Origin of the sequence: Nesterenkonia xinjiangensis, assembly GCF_013410745.1 — a bacterium.
GTDB classification, from domain to species: domain Bacteria; phylum Actinomycetota; class Actinomycetes; order Actinomycetales; family Micrococcaceae; genus Nesterenkonia; species Nesterenkonia xinjiangensis.
Window position 1 is genome coordinate 1752973 of record NZ_JACCFY010000001.1, and the last position, 25687, is coordinate 1778659.

A 25687-nucleotide genomic window follows, 5' to 3' on the forward strand; every position below is an offset into this window, starting at 1 on the left:
ATCCGCCGGGCAGACCGGCACCACCCACCTGTACACCGACACCACGAGGACCCACCCATGCTGAAGACCACTCGTCCGACCATCGCGGCCCTTGCGGGCGCGGGCCTGCTGCTGACCGCCTGCGGGTCCGGGGTCGAGGACCCTGCCGATGCCGACGCCGCGGAGGGCCGGACGGACGGCGCGGAGAGCGCCGACGTCTCCCTGGAGAACTGTGGCCAGGAGCTGCAGTTCGACGCCGCTCCCCAGCGCATCGTGGGGATGAGTCCGGCACAGACTGAGCTGCTGGTGCGGCTCGGCCTGGCGGACCGGATGGTCGGCCTCGCCCAGACCGCCTCGTCAGAGCTTCCCGAGGACGTCGGCGCACAGCTGGACGGCGTGGAGGAGCTCAGTGAGGACATGCCGCCCGCACGGGAGATACTGATGCAGGTGGAGCCCGACTTCGTGTACGCGCCGACCAGTTACGAGTTCAGCGCCGACCAGGGCTTCGCCAGCATCGAGCAGCTCGCCGAGGCGGGAGCGGCCCCCTACATCGCCACCGGCGGCTGCTTCGAGCGGCGCGCAGAGGGGACCGTCGAGGACCTGTTCGTCGATATCGAGAACCTGGGGGAGATCTTCGCCGCCGAGGAGTCCGCCGCCGAGCTGATCGCCGACGGCCGGGAGCGTCTCGACCAGGCAGCCCAGCTCAGTGAGGACGCCGAGCCGCTGACGGTCGCCCAGGTGTACGTGGAGGGCGACTCGATCTCGGTGGTCGGAGGTGGCGTGGAGTACGACATCATCGCCCAGGCCGGTGGGGACAACGTCTTCTCCCCGGATGAGGAGCAGTTCTCCTCCTTCGTGTTCGCGCAGATCAGTGCCGAGGAGCTGGCCGCCCGGGATCCCGAGGCGATCACCTTCGGCGTCGAGGACGCCGCCCACGAGGAGGCCACTCGGGAGTACTTCGAGCAGAACCACGCGGAGATCCAGGCGGTGCAGGAGGATCGGCTGATCCCGGTGCCGAACCATCACCTGTTCCCCGGCTCGCTGCAGAACGTGGATGCCGTCGAGCTGGTGGCCGAGGGTCTGTACGGGGACTGAGCCACGCCGACCCGTCAGCAGCGGCGACGGCGGATGGGGCTCTCACAGTGCGATGACCCGGTCCGCCGTCGCGGCGGTGCTGGCCCGGTGCGAGACCGTCAGCACGGTGCATTCCAGGGAGCGGATCAGGCCGGTGATGCCGGCCTCCGTCTCCGCGTCCAGACTGGCGGTGACCTCGTCGAGGATCAGCAGCGCAGGGCGCTGGACCAGCGCCCGCGCCAGGCAGAGTCGGGCGCGCTGACCTCCGGAGAGCCGCAGCCCGGTCTCGCCGAGCTCGTCCTCCAAGGAGATCCACCCATCGGCGCCCACGGCGCGGAGAGCGATCTCGAGCTCCTCGTCAGGAAGCAGTCCGTCCGGTGCTCTCATCCGCAGATTCTGCGCCACCGTGCCGCGGAACAGGCGTGACTCCTGGTCCACCACCGCCACCCGGGCGCGGAGTTCCGCCTCCGGTATCGCCTGCGGGCTCCGGCCCGGCAGAGCACTGTCAGGGACGATCAGCTCCACCTCGCCCGCGCTGGGCCGCCACAGCCCCGACACCAGGTTCACCAGCGTGGTCTTTCCGACGCCGGAGGGCCCGGTGATGGCCACATGCTCACCGGGGTGCACGGTGATCTCCGGGTAGCGCAGCTCCCCCCGGCCCGGGTGGCGGTGTCGCAGCCCCCGGAGCCGTATGCCCCAGGCGGCCGCCGGGGGACGACTGGGCTCGGCTCGGCCGGGCGCATCCGCGGGACCGTCGTCGGTGCGTTCTCGTGACGCCGGGGAGAGGGCGCCGTCCTCGAGCTGTGCGGCGACCCGCGCGGCGGAGGCCTGCAGGGGGTGCAGGCGCCCGAGGGTGTCGGCGGCCCCGATCAGCGGAGCCAGGCTCATCATCGCCAGGGTCACCGCCGCGGCCATCAGCTCCGGCGCCACCGCACCGCGGAGGCCCAGCAGTAGGACCGCGAGCAGCGCCCCCACCGTGAGAAGGTCACGGGCGCCCTCCGCGAGGTTCTGGAGAAGAGCCGCCCGGCGCTCGTGACGGCTGATGCGCCCGGTGCGCAGCTCCGCCTCGGCGACGATCCGGTCGGTGAGCGAGAAGCTCAGGATGTCGCGGGCGTTGCCGAAGACATCGGTCAGGAACGTGGAGAGGCGGCTCGTCTCCTCCTGCTGATCCTGTCCGGCTTGGGTCAGGCGTCCTCGCAGGAACAGGCCGCTGGCCATCAGCAGGGCCCCCAGCATCACCACGGCCGCCCCCATCGCCGGGTCCAGCAGGCTCAGCGCGACAGCGCCCACCGCGAACGTCAGCAGCGCCGAGGCGATCTGCGCGATCGTATGGGCATAGAAGAACTCGAGCTTCTCCAGGTCGGTCAGTGCGGTGGCGGCGGCCTCCCCGGAATGGGCCTGCCGCCCCTCGACTACCTGGGCCGCGTAGGAGTCGAACAGACGCATCCGCAGCAGATCGAGGACCCGGTACGCCAGGGCGTGGGAGATATCCATCTCGTGCCAGGTCAGCAGCACTCGTCCAGTCACAGCGAGGCCCAGAGCCCACCAGAATGCCGCTGGCGGCAGGGTGTTCAGCACCACGGCGTGCCCCACGCCCCAGGCTCCCATCACCGTGATCGCCATCAGTGAGGACCAGCCGGCCCAGGAGGCGAACCCCGTCCAGAGCATGGGGCCGGCCATGGGACGCAGCAGCCGCAGCAGCACGAGCATCGGGCGGGGGCCCGCACTGTCTGCCTGGACGTGTCCTCCGAGGGCGGTCACGCGTCCTCCTCCAGGTGGGTGGACGGCGGGCCCGCTGTGACGGACGAGGCGGCGTCGAGCGGCCGGAGCAGGCCGCTCTCGAGATGCCATCGCTGGTCGGCGACGGCGGTGACGTCGTCGCGGTGGCTGATGACGAGCACGATGCGGCCCTCGGCCCGCTCACGGAGCCGCGACAGCACATGCCTGGCGCTGTCCGTGTCCAGGGCGCTGGTCGGTTCGTCCATCAGTAGGACCGGCCGGTCGGCCAAATAGGCGCGCGCGATGGCCACGCGTTGGGCCTGCCCGCGGGAGAGTGAGGCTCCGCCCTCGGTGATCAGAGTGTCCAGGCCTTCGGGGAGCTCGGCCAGCAGCCCGTCGAGGCCGGCATCGGCGCAGGCGTCCAGGGTCATGGGGGTGTCGACGTCGTCGGGCGCCGCGAGGCAGAGGTTCTCGCGCAGGGTTCCGGAGAGCAGCGACGGCGTCTGAGAGGCCACGGCGATCTCCTGGGGATGAGGGCGGCGGTCGGCCAGGGTGACCTGCCCGGACTCAGGCTCCAGCAGCCCCAGGACGATGTCGAAGAGGGTGGACTTCCCTGCTCCCGAGGGCCCGGAGATCACCGAGATCCGGTCAGGGAGGAACTCGGCCTCGACGCCGCGCAGAACAGGTGAGACGGTGCGCGGATACTGATGGTGCACACCCTCGAGACGCAGCGAACCGGATGCTCGCCGCCGGCGCCTGTCGTCAGGGCCGGGGTTCTCCGGTGGCGCCGGGGAGGGCGGGTCGGCGTCGAAGGCTCCATGCTCGCGCAGCGTGCCCACCGCGGAGAGGCCGAGGAACCCGGCGTGCCACTGCTGCGAGACGTCCCGGATGGGGCGGAACGTCTCGGAGGTCAGCACAAGCACCGCGAAGATCCGAAAGGGGTCCTCTGCGACGGCGGCGAAGGGGGTGGCCAGCAGCCCGCCGTCGCTGACCCCGGCTGCGGTGAGGATCGCCAGTGCGGACGCCACCGCGGTGCCGGCCTGGATCATCAGATCCAGGATCCCGCTCTCCCACAGAGACGTCCGCATGGTCCGCACGGTCTCTCGGTGGAGCCGCGCCGAGCGCCGCCGCAGCGCCCGGCGCCGCGCCGGGACCGCGCCGAGCAGCTGCAGAGTCCGCATCCCCTGCAGGCTCTCCTGGACGTCGGCGCTGAGATCGTCATAGGACTCCCAGCGCTCTCGGGAGCGCGTGGTCATCCACCGGTTGAAGGCTCGCGGTGCGACCACGGCGAGGAGCACGAAGATCGCCAGGACTCCGGCCGCCGCAGGGGAGAATGCCGCCATGGCCAGCACCAGCAGAGGGCAGAGCGCGGCCACCTGCGCCACATGGGGCAGGTAGCGGGTGAGGTAGGCGTCGACGCCGTCGACCGCGTCCACCGCGGTCAGCCGGGCGGACCCGGCGCGACTGGCGACATCATGCAGACGTTCTGGCACCAGGAGGCGACGCAGCACCCGTACCCGCATCTGACGGCGGATCGCCGTGCCCAGGTCCGAGGCGAGACGCTGCTGATGCTGCCGCAGCAGCAGCCGCGTGACGGCGGCCATCGCCAGCACGCCGAGCCACAGGGCGCCGAGGCCCGGGCGCGCCTGCACCACTGCGGTCAGGGCTCCGGCGACGGCCAGCGCCTGGACGAGATGGGTGAGCGAGACGCCGACCAGCGCGCCCGTCACTCGTCGGAACCGGTGGCGGTGATCCCGGGAGAGGTGGACGAGCTCAGGGACGATCATCATGAGGATCACCTGCCGAGGCGGGGAGGACTGAGGTGGGAAGGGCCGGGACGGGGAGAGTCGGTCCGATGTGGCGCCGGTCGCGTCGACCCGGGCGGTCGGTGCTCACCGTATATCAAATGGGAATCGTTTTCATGAGGACGCCGTGGTTCGTCCGGGCTGCGCGGCCGCCTCCCGCAGAAGGCCGGGGCGGTTCCTCATTCCACCTGCCGCGAACGTGACACGGTGGCAGGTGCCGTTGTCAGGCACTGCCAGTACTCTGGTGCGCTAGGTGTGTCCCCTGTGTCTGACGGAGCTGCATGAACTTGAAGAAGATCTTCACCGGTCCGCTGTTCTGGATCCTGCTGGCGGTGGCGGCGCTGCTCATCGTGGTGCCCATGCTGTTCTCCTCGGGCCAGACCGGCTCGCGGGTGGACACCAACATCGGCATGGAGCTGATCCAGGACGGGCAGGTCTCCGAGGCGCGGATCGACGACGGCGACCACCGGGTGGACCTGCACCTCACCGAGCCTTATGAGCAGGACGGCGAGGACCTCGGCGACGTCGTGAACTTCCATTACTCGCAGGCTCGCGCGGAGACGGTGGTCGAGGCGATCGCCGACGCGGATCTGGACGGGTACACCGATGAGCCGGAGCAGTCGAACTGGCTGCTCTCGCTGCTCAGCTTCATGATCCCCTTCCTGCTGATCGCGCTGCTGTTCATCTGGCTGATCACCCGCATGTCCGGCGGGAACTCGCGAGTCATGCAGTTCGGCAAGTCCAAGGCGAAGATGTTCGACAAGGACATGCCGCAGGTGACGTTCCACGACGTCGCCGGCGCGGAGGAGGCTGTGGAGGAGCTCCACGAGATCAAGGAGTTCCTCTCCGAGCCGGAGAAGTTCCAGCGGCTGGGTGCGAAGATCCCCAAGGGTGTGCTGCTCTACGGACCGCCGGGCACAGGCAAGACGCTGCTGGCCAAGGCGGTCGCCGGTGAGGCCGGCGGCGCCTTCTACTCCATCTCAGGCTCCGACTTCGTGGAGATGTTCGTGGGCGTCGGCGCCTCCCGTGTGCGTGACCTGTTCAAGCAGGCCAAGGAGAACTCCCCGGCCATCATCTTCGTGGACGAGATCGACGCCGTCGGCCGCCAGCGCGGTGCCGGCGTCGGCGGCGGCAACGACGAGCGCGAGCAGACCCTGAACCAGCTTCTGGTGGAGATGGACGGCTTCGAGGCCAACGCGAACATCATCGTCATCGCCGCCACCAACCGCCCCGACGTGCTGGACCCCGCCCTGCTGCGTCCCGGCCGCTTCGACCGGCAGATCCCGGTGGAGGCCCCGGACTTCGCCGGCCGCCGCGCCATCCTGGAGGTCCACTCGAAGGGCAAGCCCCTGGTGGAGGACCTGGACCTGGGCTCCATCGCGCGCAAGACCCCCGGCTACACCGGTGCTGACCTGGCCAACGTGCTCAACGAGGCTGCGCTGCTGACCGCCCGCTCCAACGCCGATCTCATCGATGATCGTGCCGTGGACGAGGCGATCGACCGTGTCATGGCCGGCCCACAGAAGCGCACCCGGCTGATGAAGGACCACGAGCGGCGGGTCACCGCCTACCACGAGGGCGGCCACGCGCTGGTCGCCGCGGCGCTGAACTACTCCGCCCCGGTCACCAAGATCACCATCCTGCCGCGCGGCCGCGCCCTGGGGTACACCATGGTCGTCCCGGAGGATGACAAGTACTCGACCACACGCAACGAGCTGCTGGATCAGATCGCCTACGCCATGGGTGGCCGGGTCGCCGAGGAGATCGTCTTCCACGATCCCTCCACCGGCGCGGCCAACGACATCCAGAAGGCCACCGACATCGCCCGGAAGATGGTCACCGACTACGGCATGAGCGCCAAGGTCGGCTCCGTGAAGCTCGGCTCCGGGGACACCAGCCCCTTCCTGGGCAAGGAGATGACCACCGGCAAGGAGTATTCGGAGGAGCTCGCCGCGGTCGTCGACGCCGAGGTGCGCGTCATCATCGATGAGGCCCATGACGAGGCCTACTGGGCCCTCCATGAGAACCGCCATGTGCTGGACCGTCTGGCCGAGGAGCTGCTGCGCGTGGAGACGCTGAACGCCAAGGAGGTCGCAGACATCTTCCACGACGTCACCAAGCGGCCGCGCCGCGAGGTCTGGGAGTCCTCCCCGGAGCGTCCGATCATCGTCACCACCCGCACCGCCCCGGACTCCCCGGACTCGGCTGAGGGCGAGTTCATCGGCACCGAGCCCGGTGAAGCCGCCGGAGACTCCCGGGGGGAGAGTCGATGAGCAGCCCTACGAGCCCTGAGCACCCGCAGGACGGCCCGGTGGACCTGCCGCGCATCGAAGCCGCAGTCCGGGAGATCCTGGTGGCCGTGGGGGAGGACCCCGAGCGCGACGGGCTCAAGGACACCCCTGCCCGCGTGGCGCGTGCCTACCAGGAGGCGTTCCGAGGGCTCCATGAGGACCCCTCCGAGCTGCTGGAGACCACCTTCGACATCGGGCACGAGGAGCTCGTGCTGGTGCGTGACATCCCTTTCTACTCGATGTGCGAGCACCACCTGGTGCCGTTCTTCGGGCACGCGCACATCGGCTATATCCCGTCGGCGGATGGGAAGGTCACCGGGCTCAGCAAGCTGGCCCGCCTGGTGGACATCTTCGCCAAGCGCCCTCAGGTCCAGGAGAACCTCACCACGGAGGTGGTGGAGGCGCTCATGGCGAATCTGGAGCCGCAGGGCGCAATCGTCGTCATCGAATGCGAACATCTCTGCATGTCCATGCGGGGCGTCTCCAAGCCCGGTGCAAGAACCATCACCTCGGCAGTGCGCGGACAGCTCCGTGACGCCGCAACCCGTTCGGAGGCCATGAGTCTCATCCTGCATCGCTGAGCCGCGCCTGACGCCGTCGGCCAGAGCCGGCCTGACGGCGGTGCGGAGGGCCCTCGCCCGGGCCGCCCGGCGGTACGACCCTGAAGGAGGACCCTGATGGACACCATGGGCGCAGCGCCGGGCACAGGCCCCAACACCGGACCGATGAGCGTGGTCCGACGCATCCCTCGCAAGAAGACGGTGGGCGATCTGCCCACCGACCGCACCCTGGTCATGGGCGTCCTCAACGTCACCCCGGACTCCTTCTCCGACGGAGGTCGATTCCTGGCGCGTGCGGGCACCGCAGTGGACCACGAGTCGGCGGTCCATGCCGGGCTGTCCCTGCACTATGCGGGAGCTGACATCATCGACGTCGGTGGGGAGTCCACCCGACCCGGAGCTCAGCCGGTGGATGAGCAGGAGGAGCAGCGCCGCATCCTGCCGGTGCTGGAGGCGCTGTTCACCGGCGGGGCAGTGGTCTCCGTGGACACCCGTCACCCGGGCACCGCGGCGGCCGCGATCGAACGGGCCCCGGGGCCGGAGCACCTGCTCATCAACGACGTCTCCGGGCTGATGACTGCCGAACACATGCCGCAGGTCGTGGCCGAAGGCGGTGTCAGGGTGATCGTCACCCACAACCGCGGGGACGCGCAGACCATGCAGTCCCGCACCGACTACGTCGACGTCGTCGCCGAGGTCATCGGTGAGCTGGAGCAGATCCGCGACCGCTACCGGCAGGCCGGGGTGCCGGCGGAGCGGATCATCCTCGATCCCGGCATCGGCTTCGCCAAGACCGCCGAGCAGAACTGGGAGCTGCTGCGTCACCTGGACCGGGTCGTCTCCCTGGGGCATCCGGTGCTGCTGGGGGTCTCCCGCAAGGGATTCCTCGGGGAGCTGCTCGCCGCCTCTGAGGGGCCACGTGAGCCGGAGGGCCGCGACGCCGCCACGCTGGCGCTCAGCACCCTGGCGGCACAGGCCGGAGCGTGGGCCGTGCGGGTGCACGACGTCGGTCCGACCCTGGACGCCATGAAAGCGGTTGCAGAGATTCAGTCCCGCTGAGGCGGCGTCCGGCATCACGCGACGACGCGCCGCGGGCCTGTCGAGGGCAGGCCGTCCCATGTGATTGACGCTGTGAGCGCTGGGATCACCTGACGTTGTCGATCGCTGCCATGGAGTGCTCCGTCGATCCTCCGAGCATCTGCCTGTCAGGAGTGAACCCCGCCCACGTGTGGGCTGTGCAGGCGCTTCCATCGTCGGAGGCCCGCCGCCTGCTGAGCTTCGTCGTCAGCCCGTGACCTTACTGGTAGGTCATCTTCAAACCCCTTGACTGATCTGTCGATGGTTGCATACTGTCACTATTTGGAGGTCCCTGCTCGCAGGGGTTCTCTGCGGCTCATGCATCACGTGCTTTCGAGGAAGAGGCCTCCAGTGGTGTGTGCATGAGGGGTGACATGCCGAGAACGACTTGTCGTTCATTGAAAAGCAGAAGAAAGGGTCATGACATGACTAGCAGGTTCGCGGGGGAATCCCGCAGGTGGCTGAAGGCTGTCACGACGACAGCAGCCGCCTCAGCACTAGTCCTCGGGGGAGGGATCGCGACGGCGACCGTCGGCCACGCCTCCGGCGAGCACGACGGCCACGGCGGCGGTGACGCCTCCGGCCAGCACGACGGCGGCCACGATGGCGGCCACGGGGGAGGTCACGACGGGCACGAGGGTGGCGACGCCTGCGAGTTCTTCCTGGAGCACATGTGGGCCAACGAGGACGGCATCCCGCTGCTCGGAAGCTTCGCCCACGTGAACGAGTACCACACGGATCCGGACTACGAGAACCTCGTCCTCTCGCTGGCCAGCGGCGCCATCGGAAACTCCGAGATGCCGATCATCGACATCTACGGCGGCCCCCTGGGATGGATTCCGGTCTTCAACCCCTCACACGTGAAGGGCCACAACACGGACTACGTCACGCTGCTCACCTCCTGCGGAGGCATCGGCATTCCGCTGGACAGCAACGACCTGACGACCCTGGACGTCCCCTCGGCCGATGAGCTGGCGGACCTCTCGGACCTGATCGTGCCGGGTCTGCCGTCGCCGGAGATGATCACGGATCCTGACTACCTGTGGGAGACGACTGACGCCTCCGCCATCCTGGACCGCGTCACGCCTGAGACGCTGCTCAACCTGGAGGAGTACGTCGGCTTCGCCGGGGACCACTTCGACACCTGGCGCCTGCTCTGGGAGACCGCGCTCGATGACGTGACCAGCGGCAACCCCACCGGAACTCTTGAGCTCCTGCAGATCACCGAGAACATCAACACCCTGGAGTCGCTGGCCGACGTCGTCGGTGAGGATGCTCTGGGCGACCTGCTGGGTGAGGACGACCTGGGCGGCCTGCTCGACGCGGGCGACCTGGAGAGCGTCTTGGAGCTGGACGGCCTTCTGGACGAGAGCGGCCTGGGCGGCGTCCTCGACCAGGGCGGCCTGGACGGTCTCCTGGAGCTGGAGGGCGTCCTCGATGAGGGCGGCCTGGACGGCATCCTCGACGGCGGCGGCCTGGACGGCGTCCTGGACGAGGGTGGCCTGGACGGCATCCTCGACGAGGGCGGCCTGGACGGCCTGCTCGAGCTCGAGGGTCTCCTCGACGAGGGTGGCCTCGACGGCATCCTCGACGGTCTCCTCGGCGGAGGCGACTCTGGCGGCCTGCTCGGCGGAGGCGGCCTCGGCGGCCTCCTCGGCGGCGGCGGCGACAGCGGCGATGTGTCCACCGAGACCAAGTACACGGTGCTGCTCTCCGGAACCGAGTCCTCGGGCCTGGGCCAGTGCCAGGGCACGCTGACCGACAACACGCTGACGGTCAACTGCCTGTACGCCGACACCACCTCCGAGGTGACCTCGGTGACTCTGCAGACCGCGGGCAGCGACCTTGAGCTGACCGCCACCGGAGGCACCAGCGGTGCGGCCGGAGGCAGCTTCGAGCTGACCTCGGAGCAGGTCGCCGCGCTGCAGGCCGGCGAGTCCACGCTGACGGTGAGCACCACCGGCTACGCCGAGGGTGAGATCAGCGGCAGCGTCGAGCTGTGCTGCGACTGACCGCAGCGGCACCTCTGTCAGTGTCGAGCTGACCTGACAGTCGCAAGGGGGTGGAACCCGGGGGAATCCCGGATTCCACCCCCTTCTTCTGTGGGCGCGGAGAGTCTGGAGACGCGATGTGGGTTCAGGATCGGCGCGGAATGGGAGAAGGTAGAGGCATGCGCAGTGACACGATCCGCCTGACAGGCATCTCCGCCGTGGGCCACCATGGGGTCTTCGAGTTCGAGAGGCGGCAGGGCCAGCCGTTCCGGGTGGACGCCGAGCTCGACGTCGACCTGCGCGTCCCCGGCCGATCTGATGCTGTGGAGGACACGGTCTCCTACGTGGAGATCGCCGAGCGGATCGAGGCCGCGATCACCGGTGAGCCGTATGACCTCATCGAGGCGCTGGCCCAGCGGATCGCCGCCGACATCCTCGCCGCCGACGTCCGCGTCACCGCTGCCGCCGTCACGGTCCACAAGCCCCAGGCGCCGCTCGAGCAGAGCTTCGCCGACGTCTCCGTGACGGTGCACCGCACGCGCGCGGAGACCGTGGGGGAGCTGGAGCAGGAATCGAGGGAGCCCCGCGGCCGGGAGCAGGAGAGCCCCGCACACGAACACGACTCCGGCCGCATCCTTACTCCCACGGCCGCGATCGGCGGCTACGACACCGTGCCCTTGGGCGCAGAGCCCACCGACGGGTCCACAGGCAGGCCCCGCGCCGATCAGCTGCGCGATCCGGACCTCCCCGCAACGTTCCCGGTCCGTGCGGTGCTCGCCCTGGGCTCCAACCTGGGAGACTCTGCGCAGATCCTCGACGCCGCCGTCGTCGCTCTGGAGGAGGACGAGCAGGTGGCCGTCGTACGGACCTCCCCACGAGCGCTCACCGCTCCTGTGGGCGGCCCGCCAGACCAGCCGGACTTCCTCAACCAGGTGGTGGAGGTCGAGACCTCGCTCTCGCCGCATGGGCTGTTGGACCTGGTCCAGCGCATCGAGGCCGAGCACCACCGCACCCGCGAGATCCGCTGGGGTCCGCGCACCCTGGACGTGGACGTCATCACCTACGCCGGATCGCACATCGACTCCCCGCGGCTGACCGTTCCGCATCCACGTGCTGCGCAGCGCGCCTTCGTGCTGCTGCCCTGGTCCTGGATGGACCCCATCGCGCTGCTCGACGGCGTCCCTGTCCGCGAGCTCGCCGCCGGTGCCGCCGACGTCGACGGCGTCCGCCCCGAGGTGGCCCCATGACGCGCCTGCAGCCCATGTGGCTGCTGATCATCGCCGCCGGCTCTGCCCTCGTCGGATTCCTGGCCACGGTGCTGATGGTCTCGAACGGCTACGGCTCGCCGGTGCTGACCCCGGTCTCGCTGATCACTCTCGGAGGTGTGGGGCTGGTGGTCCTCGGCCTGGGCATCGTGGTGTGGGTGGACCAGCGACGCCTCGAGAGCGACGCCGACCAGGCCCGACGCGACGCCGACACCACGGAGCGCCCCGCGGCGGACAGGCAGCCCCGGCGTCGCGGACCGCGCCCAGGGCGACGCCTGCATCCGCTGGAGGCGGCCCGGGTGGTGGTCGCCGCTCAGGCCTGCGGCTACGCCGGGGCGGTGATCGCCGGCTGGCACGGCGGAGCGCTGATCGATCTTGCCCCCGCGGCCGGGCTGGCGGCCCCGAACGCGTCCGCCGCGCTGCTGATGATCATCGGCGGCCTGGCGTGGGTGATCATCGGCTTCGTGGTGGAGCATCTCTGCCGCCTCCCCCCGAACAGGGGCGGCGACGGCGGCAGGGAGACCCGGGGAGGAACCTATCGGGACTTCGGTCCGGAGCCCGGTGCCGCCAGCGGCACTGCCGCGCGTCAGGTCGTCCAGGCGCCGGGCGACGGCATCCACACACATCCACTGCGCGGCACGGTCCGCGCTCACAGACGAGAAGAGGAGGGACATGCCGGCTGAACCCATTGACCCGGCGGGAGTCACCTGGACCCGGGTCGACGAGCGCTACATCACCGTCAGGATGATCACCGGTGTGATCGGCTGGGTGGTGACGCTGACGATCATCGCCGTGCCGATCGTGCTGGACATCATCGGAATCATCAGCCTGCCGCTCTGGCTCGAGCTGGTGGTCGCCATCGGTGCGCTCCTCTGGGCCGCCGTCGACATCTTCCTCATTCCCCGCCGGATTCGAGCCATCGGCTACCACGAGCGCCCGGACGACCTGCTGATCCGTCGGGGCCTGCTCTTCCAGAAGGTCGTGGCCGTGCCCTACGGGCGCCTGCAGTACGTGGACATCGAGGCCGGTCCGCTGATGCGCCGCTTCCAGCTGTGCACGGTCCAGCTGAAGACTGCCTCCGCGGCGACCGACGCCGTCATCCCCGGTGCTCATCGGGATGAGGGCGCGCGGCTGCGTGAGGAGCTCTCTGCACGTGGCCAGGCCCGCCTGGCCGGACTGTGAGGGGGCGGCGATGACGCAGGCCGAGACGGACGAGCCCGGTCAGAAGTGGTTCGACGAGACCTGGACCAAAGTGCACCCGCTGAGCCCGTTCGTGCGCGGCTGGCTCACGGTGATCGCTGTGCCCGGCATCATCTTCGGCTACAACTGGGAGATCTGGGCGGACCTGTGGCACATGTACCGCTCCGGGGAGCTGTGGGACCAGGTGGACCGCCACCCGCTGATCTTCCTGGCCGGAGGCGGGGGGATGTTGCTGCTGCTGATCGTGGTCTTCGGCGGATTCGTGCTCTCCTGGTGGTTCACCCGGTACAAGATCACCGATGAGCACGTGATGGTGAAGTCCGGGATCTTCGTGCGCCAGCACCGGCAGGCCCGGATCGATCGGGTCCAGGCGGTGGACCTGCGGCAGCCGCTGCTGGCCCGGTTCACCGGGCTGGCAGAGCTGAAGTTCGAGGTGGCCGAGGGCGACGGCACCGCGGCGACCCTCGCGTTCCTGAAGAAGCCCCAGGCCGAGCAGCTGCGCGCCGACATCATGGACCGCGCGTCCGGCAAGGCGCAGTGGCGTCAGCAGCAGGCGGAGGCCGCAGGAACGCACGCCGCCGGGTCGGCGCACGACGGCGACCCGCGGCCCGTGCCTCCGCCCGGCGTCGAGGACGCTGGCGGGCGCGTCCCGGGCGCTGGCTACAGCGTCGATCCGGGAGGAGCCGCCCCCGAGCAGGGCCCTCACGCCCCGCTGTTCCAGGAGGTCCCCGACCGGGAGGTCACCCGCGTCCCCACCGGTCGGCTGGTCGGGTCGGTGCTGATGGGTTGGGGCACGATCCTGCTGGCGATCATCGCCGGCTTCGGCCTGATCGGGGCGGTCGTCGGCGGCATCGTCTCGCTGGTCATCGGTGTGGAGGATCCGCTCGGGCAGGTCGGCTCGGCAGTCAGCCTGATCGGTGCGGGGATCCTGCCCAGCCTCATCCCGGTGGGCCTGGTGGTCATCACCATGTACTACCAGCAGTTCAGCGGGGGCTTCCGGTTCACCGCCACCATGACCGGCGCCGGGCTGAAGATGCGCTACGGCCTGCTGGAGACCACCACCCAGACCGTCCCGCCGGGCAGGGTCCAGGCGCTGCAGATCCACCAGCCGCTGCTCTGGCGTCCCTTCGGCTGGTTCCGCGTGCTCGTCGTCGTCGCCGGCTACGGGGTCGGGGAGAAGCGATCCGTGCTGCTGCCGGTGGGTCGGATGCAGGAGGTCATGGCGGTGACTGCGGAGATGTTCCCCGACCTGAAGGTCCCCCATCCGGAGCAGGTCGTCACCGAGGGCCTGCTCGGTTCGGGGACGGAGTTCGGCTTCACCGAGGTGCCGCGCCGGGCGCGGATCTTCGACCCGATCGTGCGCCGTCGGCGCGGATTCTTCATCACGCCCAGCGCGCTGATGTTCCGTGACGGGCGGCTCTCCCGGAGGCTGACCCTGATGGCCCATGAGCGTATCCAGTCGCTGGCGCTGCAGCAGGGGCCCTGGCAGCGGGCCAAGCGGCTGGCCGACATCCAACTCCACACTCCGGCCGGCCCGTTCCAGATGCAGCTGTCCAACCAGGACCTGGACGCCGCCCAGTGGCTGTTCGAGCATGAGTCCCGGCACGCGGCCTTCGCCCGCCGGATGAGTGATCGCAACCACTGGATGCTGCCTGAGGAGCTCCATGAGTTCGAACGCATGGTCAGTCAGGTGGGAAGTGGCCCTGGAGGGGAGCCGGATGAACGTCGTGGCTGATCCGTACCCGAGCGGGAGCGACCCGTCCCAGCGGGACGGGAGGCTGGGCGTCGGAATCATCTCCGCCGGCAAGGTGGGAGTTGTGCTGGGCGCCGCCCTGCGTGGAGCGGGGCACCAGGTCGTGGGTGTCCACGCGGTGTCGGAGGACTCCCGCAGCCGGGCCGAGTCGCTGCTCGACGGTGTTCCGGTGCTGCAGATCCCGGAGATCCTGCGCCGCTCGGAGCTGGTGCTGCTGGCGGTGCCGGACGACGTGCTGGGCGAGGTCGTCGCCGGCGCCGCCGAGGCCGGGCACTTCCAGCCCGGGCAGCTGGTCATCCACACCTCGGGCCGGTACGGCACCGAGGTGCTCGCCGCTGCCCAGCGGGCCGGTGCGATCACTCTGGCGATCCATCCGGCCATGACGTTCACCGGGCTGAGCATGGACCTGCAGCGGCTCAGCACCTGCGCCTTCGCGGTCACCGCGCCGGCCCCGGTGCTGCCCATCGCCCAGGCGCTGGTGGTCGAGATGGGTGGGGAGCCGGTGACCGTCGCTGAGCGCGATCGGGGCATCTATCACGCCGCTCTCGCCCACGCCTCGAACCATCTGAACACCATCACCGGGCAGTCCTCGGAGATGCTGCGCCGCATCGGTGTGGAGGCTCCGGATCGGGTGCTGGGCCCGCTCATGCAGGCGTCCCTGGACAATGCGCTCTCCTCCGGGGAGGGGGCGCTCACCGGGCCCATCGCCCGCGGTGACGTCGGCACCGTGGCTCACCACGTGCAGCTGCTCAGCGAGTCGCAGCTGCCCGCCGACGTCCGCACCGCCTACGTGCACATGGCGCGGGCCACCGCCCAGCGCGCCCTGGACCGCGGGATCATCACCGAGGCCCAGGCCGCGGAGATCCTGGACGCGCTCGCCGAATGAGTCGGCCCCACCGGCTCGGCGTCACGCACCCCGGCGGGGCATCGAGGCCCGGACTACGATGGACCGGTGACAGAACCGCAGGTCCTCACCACCGTCCCGGGCTTCCGCGCCGCCCTGGCCGAGCTGCTCGCCGTGCGCCGGGATGCCGGGGTCGTCGCCGCCACCGTGGGCCTGGTGCCCACCATGGGTGCTCTGCATCCGGGTCACGCGGCGCTGGCCGACGCCGCCCGCGAGCACTCGGACATCGTGGTCGCCTCGGTCTTCGTGAACCCTCTGCAGTTCGACGACGCCGAGGACTACCGGCACTATCCGCGGGACCTCGACGCCGACATCGATATCCTCGCCTCCCATGGGGTGGACCTGATCTTCGCCCCCGCTCTGGAGGAGATGTACCCAGGCCATCCGGACGGGCCTCTGGTGCGGGTCAGCGCCGGGGAGCTCGGTCGCCGCTGGGAGGGAGCCTCCCGGCCGGGACACTTCGACGGGGTGGTCACGGTGGTCACCAAGCTCTTCCACATCATGGCCCCGCCGATCTGTGCAGATGTCAGCGCGAGCTTCGAGGCCTGGTTCGGGGAGAAGGACGCTGAACAGCTGGCGATCATCCGCCGGATGGTCACGGATCTGGACCACGAGGTCACCATCCGCTCGGTGCCGATCGTCCGCGACGACGACGGCCTCGCCCTCTCCAGCCGCAACCGGCGGCTCAGCGCGCAGGACCGCGAGCACGCCCTGCAGCTCTCGGTCGCGCTGACCGCCCTGGCCCGCCGGGCCGAGGCGGGGGAGAGGCTGGACCTCGAAGGCGTCGTCGCCGGACTGCAGGCGGCCGAGGGGGTGGGTCTGGACTATCTGGTCGTCGTCGAGCCGGCCACGCTGCGCCCGGTCGAGCTGCCCGCCGACGGCGTGCTCGTCGATGAGGCGCTGGCGCTGGTCGCCGCGCGGGTGGGCCCGGTCCGGCTTATCGATACCATGACGCTGCGCCCTCATGGCGACGCAATGTGACACTAGTCGCAGCAGATGTGAAACAGTTGCTTCATGCATGTAGATCGGGGTGAGTGTCATCCATCTCATCCCCACCCGAGACGAAGGAGCCGGCTGACGTGACCGACACTGCCCGTGAGACCGCCCCCGCCACCACGGCGACCCCGACCTTCCCCTACCTGGACGCCTCCGAGCGCCCCCAGGACGACCTCCAGAAGCATGTCAACGGCGAATGGCTCAAGACCGCGGAGATCCCCGCGGATCTCGATGCCTACGGCTCCTTCATCGAGCTGCGCGACAAGTCCGAGGCCGACGTCCGCGCGATCCTGGAGGACGCCGCCGCCGGTTCCCAGGACCTGGGGGACGCCACCGTGGCCGCGCGCATCGGCGGCTTCTACGCGGCCTTCATGGACGCCGAGCGTGCCGAAGAGCTCACGCTCGCCCCGATCGAGCCGATGCTCGCCGAGCTTGACGCCGTCTCCACTCCCGCAGAGCTGGTCCGGCTCTCCGCCTCCTGGCAGCGCTACGGCGTGGACGGGATACTCGCCGCCGGCGCCGGCCGCGACGCGGGGAACCCTGAGCGGGTCCTGTGGCACATCGTGCAGGACGGACTCGGGCTGCCGGATGAGTCCTACTACCGCGAGGAGAAGCTGGCCGAGACCCTCGGCCAGTACCAGGAGCACCTCGGCCGCTTCCTGGCCCTGGGCGGAGTCGAGGACGCCGAGCAGGCGGCCGCCGACGTCGTCGCCCTGGAGACCGTCATCGCTTCCCACCACTGGGACCGCGTCGCCACCCGCGACGCCCAGAGGCGCTACAACCTGCGCACCCGGGAACAGGTGGTCGCCGAGATGCCGCTGATCGCCGAAGCCATCGACGGATGGGCGCTGACCGATGACCAGGCCGCAGAGATCGTCCTCACCCAGCCCGATGTGCTGCCCGCCATGCAGGCGGCGCTCACCGAGCAGCCGCTTCAGCATTGGAAGCACTGGCTGCGTGCCCAGCTGCTCCGCTGGGCCGCGCCGCTGCTGCACTCGGCGCTGGTCGAGGAGCACTTCTCCTTCTACTCCCAGGTGCTCTCCGGCGCCCAGCAGATCAAGGACCGCTGGAAGCGCGGCGTCGCGCTGACCAACTCCTGCCTCGGTGAGGACGTGGCCCGCATCTACGTGCAGCGTCACTATCCGCCGCAGGCCAAGGCGACGATGGACGAGCTCATCGAGGCGCTGATCGAGGCGTATCGGCGTTCCATCTCCACGCTCGAGTGGATGGGTGAGGAGACGCGCGCCAAAGCCCTGGAGAAGCTCGAGGCCTTCCGTCCGATGGTCGGATACCCGGCGCGCTGGCTGGACTACAGCGACGTCGAGGTCGATCGCGGCGACGTCGTGGCCAACGTCATCAGCGCCGCCGTCGCCGAATGGAACCGGGATCTCAGGGAGATCGACGAGGGGCCGGATCCTGAGAAGTGGCACATGACTCCGCAGACGGTCAACGCCTACTACCACCCGCTGGAGAACGTGATCTGCTTCCCCGCCGCGATCCTGCAGCCCCCGTTCTTCTCCGCCGAGCGGGACATGGCCACCAACTTCGGTGCGATCGGTGCGGTGATCGGCCACGAGATCGGCCACGGCTTCGACGACCAAGGTTCCCGCTACGGCGCCGACGGCTCGCTGACCGACTGGTGGACCGAGGCGGACCGGACCGCCTTCGAGGAGCGCACCGCCGCGCTGGTGGAGCAGTACTCCGCGCTGGCACCATCGGTGGCACCGGAGCACCATGTCAACGGTGAGCTGACCCTGGGGGAGAACATCGGCGACCTCGGCGGGCTGGGCATCGCGCACCAGGCCTACCGGATCTGGCTGGACCAGCAGGGCATCACGGAGTCCGACGACGTCGTCGAGGGCCTCACCGGTGACCAGCGGTACTTCTACTCCTGGGCTCAGGCCTGGCGGCAGATCGTGCGCCCGGAGCGGGCGATCACGCTGATCAGCATCGACCCGCACTCCCCGGCGGAGATCCGCGCCAACCAGGTGGTGAAGAATCTGGACGCCTTCCACACAGCGTTCGGCACCACGGAGGGTGACGGGATGCACCTGCCTGCGGAGCAGCGCGTCACCATCTGGTGAGCGGGCCCCGGGCGGCACGCCTGTCCGCACCGGAGGCCCTCCTCCGCTGCGGACAGGCGTGCCGCTGCGGCGACGCGTAGAATGGCACACCGTGAGTGCTCAGAACCCCGCCGCATCCGGTACGAAGGACATCGACACCAACGATCAGCGCGCCGTGCGCATGGACAAGCGCGCCCGGCTGCTTGCCGACGGCGGTCAGCCCTACCCGGTGGCGGTGGAGCGGACCGCGTCCCTGGCGGAGGTCCGTGAGCGCTTCCCGGACCTGGAGCCCGGCGCCTCCACCGGGGAGACCGTCTCGGTCACCGGCCGCGTGATGTTCGTCCGCAACACCGGCAAGCTGTGCTTCGCCACCCTGCAGGAGGGCGGCCCAGAGGGGCGCGGCACCCGGCTGCAGGCCATGCTCTCCCTGGCCGAGGTCGGCGAGGACGCCCTGGCCCGCTGGAAGTCATTGGTGGACTTGGGGGATCACGTGCAGGTCACCGGGGAGGTGATCGCCTCCCGCCGCGGCGAACTCTCCGTGATGGCCAGCAGCTTCGAGGTGGCCTCCAAGGCCATCCGGCCGCTGCCGGTGCTGCACGCCGAGCTGAACGAGGAGACCCGGGTCCGTCAGCGCTACGCGGATCTGATCGTGCGTGACGAGGCGCGTGAGATGGTCTATCAGCGTGCGGCGATCACCCGGTCCATCCGTGAGACCCTGCACGGTCACGGGTACGTCGAGGCTGAGACCCCGATGCTGCAGCTCATCCACGGCGGGGCCCAGGCGCGGCCCTTCGCCACCCATCTGAACGCCTTCGACCAGGGCATGACCCTGCGGATCGCCACGGAGCTGTACCTCAAGCGCGCGGTGGTCGGCGGGATCGACCGGATCTTCGAGATCGGCCGGGTCTTCCGCAACGAGGGCGTGGACTCCACGCACTCCCCGGAGTTCACCACCTTGGAGTCCTACGAGGCCTGGGCGGACATGTACACCATGGCCGACCGGATGCAGGAGATGATCCTCAACGCCGCAGACGCCGTGGGGGCGGGACGCCAGATCGAGACGGAGCAAGGCGTCATCGACCTCGACGGTGAGTGGAGGTGGGTCGGAGTGTATCCGGGCCTTTCCGAGGCCGTGGGGGTCCAGGTCACCCCTGAGACCGACGTCGAGACTCTGCGGAGCATCGCGGAGCGTCACGAGGTGAAGGTCGACGCCGCCTGGGACGCGCAGAAGCTCGTCATCGAGCTCTTCGGCGAGATCGTCGAGCCGACGCTGATCCAGCCGACCTTCGTCTGCGACTACCCGCCCGCCGCCCAGCCGCTGGCCCGCGCACACCGGGAGAAGCCCGGCGTCATCGAGGCCTGGGACCTGATCATCGGAGGGATGGAGCGCGGCACCGCGTTCTCAGAGCTGATCGACCCGGTGATCCAGCGCGAGCGACTCATGGAGCAGTCCCGCATGGCCGCCGGAGGCGATGACGAGGCGATGCAGTTCGACGAGGACTTCCTGCGTGCGCTGGAATACGGGGCCCCGCCCATGGGCGGCATCGGCCTGGGTATCGATCGTCTGGTGATGCTGTTCACCGGGGCTGGAATTCGCGAGACGATCCTGTTCCCGCTGCTGAAGCCGGAGGCTTCCGAGGCTGGTTCTGACGCCGTGGAACCGGCCGCGGAGAACGTCGGCGCGGAGCGGTGATGAATTCTGGGATGACCCACAGTGTCATAATCGTGGACCGAACCTGAGCATAGGCAGGGAATGACATGGAGACTTTCTGGACCTACTTCGAGGTGCTGACCCCGTCCATCGGGGTCGGTCTCATCTTCTGGCTGGCGATCCGTGCCATCTTCCGGGCCGACCGGAAGGAGCGCGCGATGGAGGCCGACGTGCGTGAGGAGATCCTCGGCGACGCCGAGGAGCCGCGTCATGACGGGGATCGGGCCGGTTCGGCTGTCTCGCCCGGCACTGCTGGCTCACCACGCACCTGAACGTCTCGCGCACAGGGCCCGACAGTCGCCTCTGACTGTCGGGCCCTGTGCTGTCTCCAGCGGCGGGTTGGGCGATGCATTCTTTTCTCTGCTTTCCTGGGAGAACCCTGAATGATCCTCGGTTGACGATAATTGCTTTTTCTTGAAACACTTGAAGCGACATGGGTGTATGTCAGGGGAAGGATTCAGGGGAAAGTGCTTCACTCACACTGAGGCGTCCCTGAGAAGCACGCGCTTCATGAACTCTGAGCGTCGCGTGAAACCTGGACGTACGCCGAGAATCCCAGCAGTCGGTTCGCGAGGCCTTGCAGTGTGATCTCGCGTTCGACGGCGAGTTGATCAGTGAGGTGCTTATGGCTCAGAAAGTGGAAGTCGTCTTGGTGGATGACCTCGATGGCAGCGAGGCGAAAGAGACCGTGACTTTCGGTCTGGATTCGCGCTTCTATGAGATCGACTTGAGCGACGAACATGCCAAGGAACTGCGCGAGCTGCTGAAGAAGTACATCCGCAAGGGTCGGGCGATCGCGCCCCCGTCACCGCAGAACGAGGCACGGAAGATCCGTGAGTGGGCCGTGAAGAACGGCTACCAGGTCTCGAGCCGCGGACGTCTGCACCGTGACATCGTCGAGGCCTACCGCAACGCGAAGAAGCGCTGAGGCTCTCAACTGTTGCGAGCAGAGAAGGCGGGTGCGTGACGTGATCGTCACCACCCGCCTTTTCTCATCGCCCCAACGGGCGAGGACACCACCTTTCTGGCGAAGCACGGGACTTCTTGCTGGTGGCTTCCCATGATTCCGGTGTCTCACCATGCCGGTCCCTTTCGGTGCCGGTCCCTATCCGTGCAGGTGAAGCATCCCGGGTGAAGCTTGCCCGCTGGGGCTGGAGTCTCAGTTCCCGCCCTCCAGGGCAGCCTCGGCGCAGGCCTCGGCGATCCAGCGCGGATCCGCCCCGGCCAGGCCCAGCGAGAGGTAGATGTGGCTGACCGGCGACCCGCCGTGGGAATACTCGCGTCCGGCCGAGACCGAGATGCCCTTCTCCGCCAGCCGCGCCAGGACGGCCTCCTCGCTGCGCACCGGAAGCCACATGTTGACCCCCGCGTTGGACTCCACCTCCAACCCTCGACGGGCGAAGGCCTCGGTGAAGATCGTCCTTCGCCGCGCGTACTCCTTCCGGGCCCGGTCGATCGTGGCGTCGGCCTCAGGGTCGGTGAGCGCGGCCTCGAGGAGATTGCGGTTCAGCGCGCTCACCCAGGAACCCATCCGCGTGGTGCTGATCCGGTAGAGCAGGTCCTCGGGCCCCAGCAGCGGGGCCACTCGGATGTCCGGGTGCAGGACCTTGCCGTAGGAGATCATCAGCAGGGTGTTACTCGGCGCCAGCGCGGCCAGGCGCACGGATGCCTCCGGGGCCAGACCCAGGTGGTGGTCCACCTCCAGGGCCAGGCCATCGTGGCGCAGGAGCAGGTCCGCGATCCCCTGGACGTTCTCATTCGGGATCATCAGCCCGGTGGGGTTCTGCACCCGAGTCTGCAGCAGCATGGTGCTGGCCCCGGCCTGCAGCCCTTCCTCGAGTCGGGCAAGGTCGTAGCCGTGCGGGCCCAGCGGCACGGGTAACAGTTTCAGCCCCAGCTGCCTCAGGATCAGCGCGTAGAGCGGGAAGTCTGGCTCGCCCACGATGATGGGCCGTCCTTTGGGCACCAGGACCCGCAGGATGTCGTACATCGCCGCCATGACGTCGGTGTAGATCAGCGCGGACTCCGGCCTGTGGTCGGCGGTGTCCATGATCCGGTCGAACAGGGTGCTGCTGATCCTGTCCTTGGCCGCGTATCCGTCGTAATCGGTGCGATGGGCCACCTTCTGCAGCAGCGGGGGAAGTTCCACCAACAGCTCCGGGTCCGGGTAGCCCGCGGAGAGGTAGTGGGTGATGTTGGTCTGCTCCTGCCCCCGGTGCCGATATGCGGTGGGAGGGGAGGGGCGGACGACGACGGTCCCTCCCCGGCGCCTGGTGCGCACCACCCCCAGCTGCCCCAGACTCGACCAGGCCCGGCTCACCGTCGCCGTCGAGAGTGCCGTCTCCTCGGCGACCTCGACGATGGTCGGCATCCGCGATCCCTCGGGGATGTCACCGGTCCGCACGGCGCTCAGCACGGCGTCGGCCAGGGCCTGCCCGTCGTGGAGCGGACCCCGGGCGTTCAGGGCGGCGATGATCTGGTATTTATCATTCATGAGATAACTCCATCGTTTTGAAACATTACCCCCTCTAAGCTCGTCCTAAACATGATCGAGGCCGTGCATCCCACGGCCAAGGACGACGAGGGGGGACAGGTCCGTGGCATCAGTGGGCGGTAGGCCGGCGGCGGAGAATTCCACAGCCCGGGCGGCTGAGGAGCAGAAGACCCGTGAGGGCACACTGTGGGGAGGCCGGTTCAAGACTCCGCCGGCCCCCGCGCTGACCGCCATCTCCGCCGCTCCGGACCACTACTTCCGGCTGGTTCCCCAGGACCTGGCCGGGTCCCGCGCCCACTGCCGCGAGCTCGCCAGGGTGGGCCTGATCAGCGCGGCCGAGGAGAGCGAGATCCTCGCCGCACTGGATGGCATCGAGGAGGACTGGCGGGCCGGACGCCTCCAGCGGGACCCCTCCAGCGAGGACGTCCACGGTTTTCTGGAGAACGAGCTCATCGCCCGCTGCGGGCCCGCCGGGGGCAAGCTGCGCGCCGGCCGCTCCCGGAACGACCAGACGGCCAACGACCTCAAGCTCTTCCTGCGCGAGGAGGCCCGGCGCATCCACGCCGGGTGCCGCGGCCTCGTCGAGGCGCTGCTGGAGCAGTCCGAGCAGACCGCCCACGCCGTCTGCCCCGGGATGACCCACCTGCAGATCGCCCAGCCGATCGTCTTCGGTCACCAGCTGATGTCCCATGCTCAAGTGCTGGCCCGGGACCTGCACCGGCTGACCGACTGGGACGCCCGCCACGCCGTCTCCCCCCTGGGAGCGGCAGCTTTGGCCGGCTCCGGGGTGACCTCCCACCCCGAACTCATGGCCGAAGACCTTGGCTACTCCTCCAGCTACGAGAACTCCATCGACGCTGTGGCCAACCGCGACCACGTGGGGGAGTTCCTCTCCGTGCTCGCCCAGATGATGATCTCGGTCTCCCGCCTTGCCGAGGAACAGATCATGTGGGCCTCTGCCCAGTTCCGCTGGATCACCCTGCACGACAGCTACGCCACGGGCAGCTCGATCATGCCGCAGAAGAAGAACCCCGACATCGCCGAGCTCGCCCGCGGCAAGGCCGGCACGATGCTGGGAATCGCCACCGGGTTCACGGCCGTCCAGAAGAGCCTGCCCACCGCCTACAACCGGGACATGGCGGAGGACAAGGCCGCTGTGCTGCAGGCGGTGGACCTGGTCAACCTGGTGCTGCCGGCCATGGCCGGGGCGGTGCGCTCGATGATCGTCCACCCCGAGACCATGCGCGCCCAGGCCGCGGCCGGGTTCTCGCTGGCCACCGAGGTCGCCGACGCCCTGGCCGCCCGCGACGTGCCCTTCCGGGAGGCCCACGAGATCGTCGGGGACCTCGTCCAGCTCTGCGAGGAAACCGGCAGAGACCTCGGTGGGCTCAGCGCGGAGGAGCTGGCCGGCGTCGATCCCCGGCTGGACGATGAGATCCTCGCCGCGGCCGACCTGGACCGGGCGCTGGCCGCCCGGGACTCCCGGGGATCCACCAAGCCCGAACGGGTTCTGGAGCAGATCGCCCGACTGCGCGCCCGGCTGGCCGGGGACGGGGCGCTGCAGCTGGCCTGACCGCACAGCCCCGCACACGTGCGCAGCTGCACCGTGGGCTCCCGCCCGCCGCATGGCGCGGCCCGCGGCAGCTTCCGCACTGCGTAGGGCGTGACGCACCCCGCACCACTGAGATCACTCAACCGAGGAGAGGGAGAACGATGAACACCCGCACCGTGAACAGGAAGATCTACTCCATCCCGGCGCTCTCCGCCCTCCTGCTGCTGGCAGGCTGCGGCGGCGACGGCTCCGCCGAAGGCGGCGGGGACGGCCAGCTGGTCGTCGCCTCCTGGGGCGGCTCCGGCACCGAGGCCCAGCGCGAGCACTGGTACGAGCCCTTCACTGAGGAGACCGGGATCGAGATTGTCGAGGTCACCCCGCCGGCCTCCGCCCAGCTGAAGGCCCAGGTGGACAGCGGCAACGTCGAATGGGACCTCGCCCTGCTGGAGGGCGCGGCGATCGACGCGCTCAACGCCGACGGCGACTACCTCGACCCGCTCCCCTACGAGGACTTCGACCAGGAGCTGCTCGAGGGCATCCCCGAGGAGGCCCAGCGCGAGGAAGGCGTGGCCGCCTACTACTGGGGCTGGACCCAGGTCTACCGCACCGATGTCTTCGACGACGCTCCCCAGAACTGGGAGGACTTCTGGGACACCGAGAACTTCCCCGGCTCCCGGACCATGCCGGACTACCTGCGCGCCAGCTCCGAGGCCGCGCTGATGGCCCACGGCACCGCGCCCGAAGACCTCTACCCGATCGACATCGACTCCGCGCTGGACCACATCGGCGAGCTCGACGGCGAGATCGCGACCTACTGGGACTCCGGGGCCGAGGGCGTCCAGCTGCTGGCCGACAACGAGGCCGTCATCGGGCAGGTCTTCGCCACCCAGGCCGCCCCGCTGATCGCCGAGGGCGTGCCCCTGGACATCGCCTGGAACGGCGGCCTCTACGCCATGGACTACTTCACCGTGCCCTCCGGGCAGATGAGCGATGAGGTCGTCCAGTTCCTCGAGTTCATCTCCGCCCCGGAGCGTCAGGCGGCCTACGCCAACGTCACCGGGGCCGGCCCGGTGCACGAGGACTCCTTCGAGCACGTCGACGGCGAGATGGAGCAGTACATGATCACCTACCCGGAGAATTTCGAGCAGATGGTCCAGTACAACCACGGTGACTGGTGGGGCGAGCACCGCGACGAGATGGAAGAGGTCTGGGCCGAGTGGAAGCTCGAGCAGTAGACCGGTGACCTGTGATGA

20 protein-coding genes are annotated in these 25687 nt (G+C 69.2%); 17 read left to right on the plus strand and 3 right to left on the minus strand.

Annotated elements, in window-relative coordinates:
• Positions 1-57: 57 nt before the first annotated feature.
• Positions 58-1074 (plus strand): ABC transporter substrate-binding protein, encoded by a 1017-nt coding sequence (locus HNR09_RS08000; RefSeq protein WP_179541554.1) that lies wholly within the window; start codon positions 58-60, stop codon positions 1072-1074.
• A 42-nt stretch (positions 1075-1116) separates the two neighbouring features.
• Here the strand turns inward: HNR09_RS08000 and HNR09_RS08005 are convergent, their stop codons facing one another.
• Together HNR09_RS08005 and HNR09_RS08010 are read right to left on the minus strand one after the other, a co-directional pair.
• Positions 1117-2814 carry an ATP-binding cassette domain-containing protein gene (locus HNR09_RS08005; RefSeq protein WP_179541555.1) on the minus strand — a complete coding sequence of 566 codons (1698 nt, stop codon included), beginning with the start codon at positions 2812-2814 and terminating at the stop codon, positions 1117-1119.
• Positions 2811-4562: an ATP-binding cassette domain-containing protein gene (locus HNR09_RS08010; protein ID WP_179541556.1), complete on the minus strand. Its 1752-nt coding sequence runs from the start codon at positions 4560-4562 to the stop codon at positions 2811-2813. Before HNR09_RS08010 ends, HNR09_RS08005 begins: the two co-directional genes overlap by 4 nt.
• A 296-nt stretch (positions 4563-4858) precedes the next feature.
• On the opposite strand from HNR09_RS08010, the gene ftsH reads away from it, so the two are divergent.
• The 14 genes from ftsH (at position 4859) to HNR09_RS08080 (ending at position 21316) form a co-directional block, all read left to right on the plus strand.
• Positions 4859-6850, plus strand: a complete 1992-nt coding sequence (ftsH, locus tag HNR09_RS08015; protein WP_179541557.1) for an ATP-dependent zinc metalloprotease FtsH — start codon at positions 4859-4861, stop codon at positions 6848-6850.
• The gene (folE, locus tag HNR09_RS08020) at positions 6847-7449 is read left to right on the plus strand and encodes a GTP cyclohydrolase I FolE (protein WP_179541558.1); all 603 of its coding nucleotides are present in this window, start codon (positions 6847-6849) and stop codon (positions 7447-7449) included. Before ftsH ends, folE begins: the two co-directional genes overlap by 4 nt.
• A gap of 96 nt (positions 7450-7545) precedes the next feature.
• Positions 7546-8487: a dihydropteroate synthase gene (gene folP / locus HNR09_RS08025; protein WP_179541559.1), complete on the plus strand. Its 942-nt coding sequence runs from the start codon at positions 7546-7548 to the stop codon at positions 8485-8487.
• 443 nt (positions 8488-8930) lie between these two features.
• Positions 8931-10517: a hypothetical protein gene (locus HNR09_RS08030; protein ID WP_179541560.1), complete on the plus strand. Its 1587-nt coding sequence runs from the start codon at positions 8931-8933 to the stop codon at positions 10515-10517.
• A gap of 158 nt (positions 10518-10675) precedes the next feature.
• Complete coding sequence (folK, locus tag HNR09_RS08035) at positions 10676-11743, plus strand: 2-amino-4-hydroxy-6-hydroxymethyldihydropteridine diphosphokinase (RefSeq protein WP_179541561.1); 1068 nt, start codon at positions 10676-10678, stop codon at positions 11741-11743.
• The gene (locus HNR09_RS08040; RefSeq protein WP_179541562.1) at positions 11740-12444 is read left to right on the plus strand and encodes a DUF3180 family protein; all 705 of its coding nucleotides are present in this window, start codon (positions 11740-11742) and stop codon (positions 12442-12444) included. Before folK ends, HNR09_RS08040 begins: the two co-directional genes overlap by 4 nt.
• Complete coding sequence (locus HNR09_RS08045; RefSeq protein ID WP_179541563.1) at positions 12434-12943, plus strand: PH domain-containing protein; 510 nt, start codon at positions 12434-12436, stop codon at positions 12941-12943. Before HNR09_RS08040 ends, HNR09_RS08045 begins: the two co-directional genes overlap by 11 nt.
• A gap of 10 nt (positions 12944-12953) precedes the next feature.
• The gene (locus tag HNR09_RS08050) at positions 12954-14696 is read left to right on the plus strand and encodes a PH domain-containing protein (RefSeq protein WP_179541564.1); all 1743 of its coding nucleotides are present in this window, start codon (positions 12954-12956) and stop codon (positions 14694-14696) included.
• Positions 14680-15600: a Rossmann-like and DUF2520 domain-containing protein gene (locus HNR09_RS08055; RefSeq protein WP_179541565.1), complete on the plus strand. Its 921-nt coding sequence runs from the start codon at positions 14680-14682 to the stop codon at positions 15598-15600. The genes HNR09_RS08050 and HNR09_RS08055 overlap by 17 nt, the downstream gene beginning before the upstream one ends.
• A 66-nt stretch (positions 15601-15666) precedes the next feature.
• Positions 15667-16599 (plus strand): pantoate--beta-alanine ligase, encoded by a 933-nt coding sequence (gene panC / locus HNR09_RS08060; RefSeq protein ID WP_179541566.1) that lies wholly within the window; start codon positions 15667-15669, stop codon positions 16597-16599.
• Positions 16600-16697: 98 nt separating this feature from the next.
• Positions 16698-18698: a M13 family metallopeptidase gene (locus tag HNR09_RS08065; protein WP_378938672.1), complete on the plus strand. Its 2001-nt coding sequence runs from the start codon at positions 16698-16700 to the stop codon at positions 18696-18698.
• Between the two features lie 91 nt (positions 18699-18789).
• Entirely contained in the window at positions 18790-20370 is a 1581-nt protein-coding gene (gene lysS, locus HNR09_RS08070) for a lysine--tRNA ligase (RefSeq protein ID WP_179541567.1), read from the plus strand.
• A 65-nt stretch (positions 20371-20435) separates the two neighbouring features.
• Positions 20436-20660: a hypothetical protein gene (locus HNR09_RS08075; RefSeq protein WP_179541568.1), complete on the plus strand. Its 225-nt coding sequence runs from the start codon at positions 20436-20438 to the stop codon at positions 20658-20660.
• A 353-nt stretch (positions 20661-21013) separates the two neighbouring features.
• Positions 21014-21316 (plus strand): histone-like nucleoid-structuring protein Lsr2, encoded by a 303-nt coding sequence (locus HNR09_RS08080; RefSeq protein ID WP_179541569.1) that lies wholly within the window; start codon positions 21014-21016, stop codon positions 21314-21316.
• Positions 21317-21547: 231 nt separating this feature from the next.
• Here the strand turns inward: HNR09_RS08080 and HNR09_RS08085 are convergent, their stop codons facing one another.
• Positions 21548-22882, minus strand: coding sequence for an aminotransferase class I/II-fold pyridoxal phosphate-dependent enzyme (locus HNR09_RS08085; RefSeq protein ID WP_179541570.1), 1335 nt, complete (start codon positions 22880-22882; stop codon positions 21548-21550).
• Positions 22883-22985: 103 nt separating this feature from the next.
• On the opposite strand from HNR09_RS08085, the gene argH reads away from it, so the two are divergent.
• Positions 22986-24455: an argininosuccinate lyase gene (gene argH, locus HNR09_RS08090; protein ID WP_218881905.1), complete on the plus strand. Its 1470-nt coding sequence runs from the start codon at positions 22986-22988 to the stop codon at positions 24453-24455.
• A gap of 140 nt (positions 24456-24595) precedes the next feature.
• The gene (locus tag HNR09_RS08095) at positions 24596-25669 is read left to right on the plus strand and encodes an ABC transporter substrate-binding protein (protein WP_179541571.1); all 1074 of its coding nucleotides are present in this window, start codon (positions 24596-24598) and stop codon (positions 25667-25669) included.
• Positions 25670-25687: the final 18 nt, after the last annotated feature.

Coding starts and splice junctions, on each gene's coding strand:
- HNR09_RS08075 (WP_179541568.1), top strand. CDS start 20,436: ATGGAGACTTTCTGGACCTACTTCGAGGTGCTGACCCCGTCCATCGGG.
- HNR09_RS08095 (WP_179541571.1), top strand. CDS start 24,596: ATGAACACCCGCACCGTGAACAGGAAGATCTACTCCATCCCGGCGCTC.
- HNR09_RS08000 (WP_179541554.1), top strand. CDS start 58: ATGCTGAAGACCACTCGTCCGACCATCGCGGCCCTTGCGGGCGCGGGC.
- HNR09_RS08040 (WP_179541562.1), top strand. CDS start 11,740: ATGACGCGCCTGCAGCCCATGTGGCTGCTGATCATCGCCGCCGGCTCT.
- folP (WP_179541559.1), top strand. CDS start 7,546: ATGGACACCATGGGCGCAGCGCCGGGCACAGGCCCCAACACCGGACCG.
- ftsH (WP_179541557.1), top strand. CDS start 4,859: ATGAACTTGAAGAAGATCTTCACCGGTCCGCTGTTCTGGATCCTGCTG.
- HNR09_RS08055 (WP_179541565.1), top strand. CDS start 14,680: ATGAACGTCGTGGCTGATCCGTACCCGAGCGGGAGCGACCCGTCCCAG.
- folE (WP_179541558.1), top strand. CDS start 6,847: ATGAGCAGCCCTACGAGCCCTGAGCACCCGCAGGACGGCCCGGTGGAC.
- HNR09_RS08080 (WP_179541569.1), top strand. CDS start 21,014: ATGGCTCAGAAAGTGGAAGTCGTCTTGGTGGATGACCTCGATGGCAGC.
- HNR09_RS08045 (WP_179541563.1), top strand. CDS start 12,434: ATGCCGGCTGAACCCATTGACCCGGCGGGAGTCACCTGGACCCGGGTC.
- HNR09_RS08030 (WP_179541560.1), top strand. CDS start 8,931: ATGACTAGCAGGTTCGCGGGGGAATCCCGCAGGTGGCTGAAGGCTGTC.
- HNR09_RS08010 (WP_179541556.1), bottom strand. CDS start 4,562: ATGATGATCGTCCCTGAGCTCGTCCACCTCTCCCGGGATCACCGCCAC.
- HNR09_RS08085 (WP_179541570.1), bottom strand. CDS start 22,882: ATGAATGATAAATACCAGATCATCGCCGCCCTGAACGCCCGGGGTCCG.
- folK (WP_179541561.1), top strand. CDS start 10,676: ATGCGCAGTGACACGATCCGCCTGACAGGCATCTCCGCCGTGGGCCAC.
- HNR09_RS08050 (WP_179541564.1), top strand. CDS start 12,954: ATGACGCAGGCCGAGACGGACGAGCCCGGTCAGAAGTGGTTCGACGAG.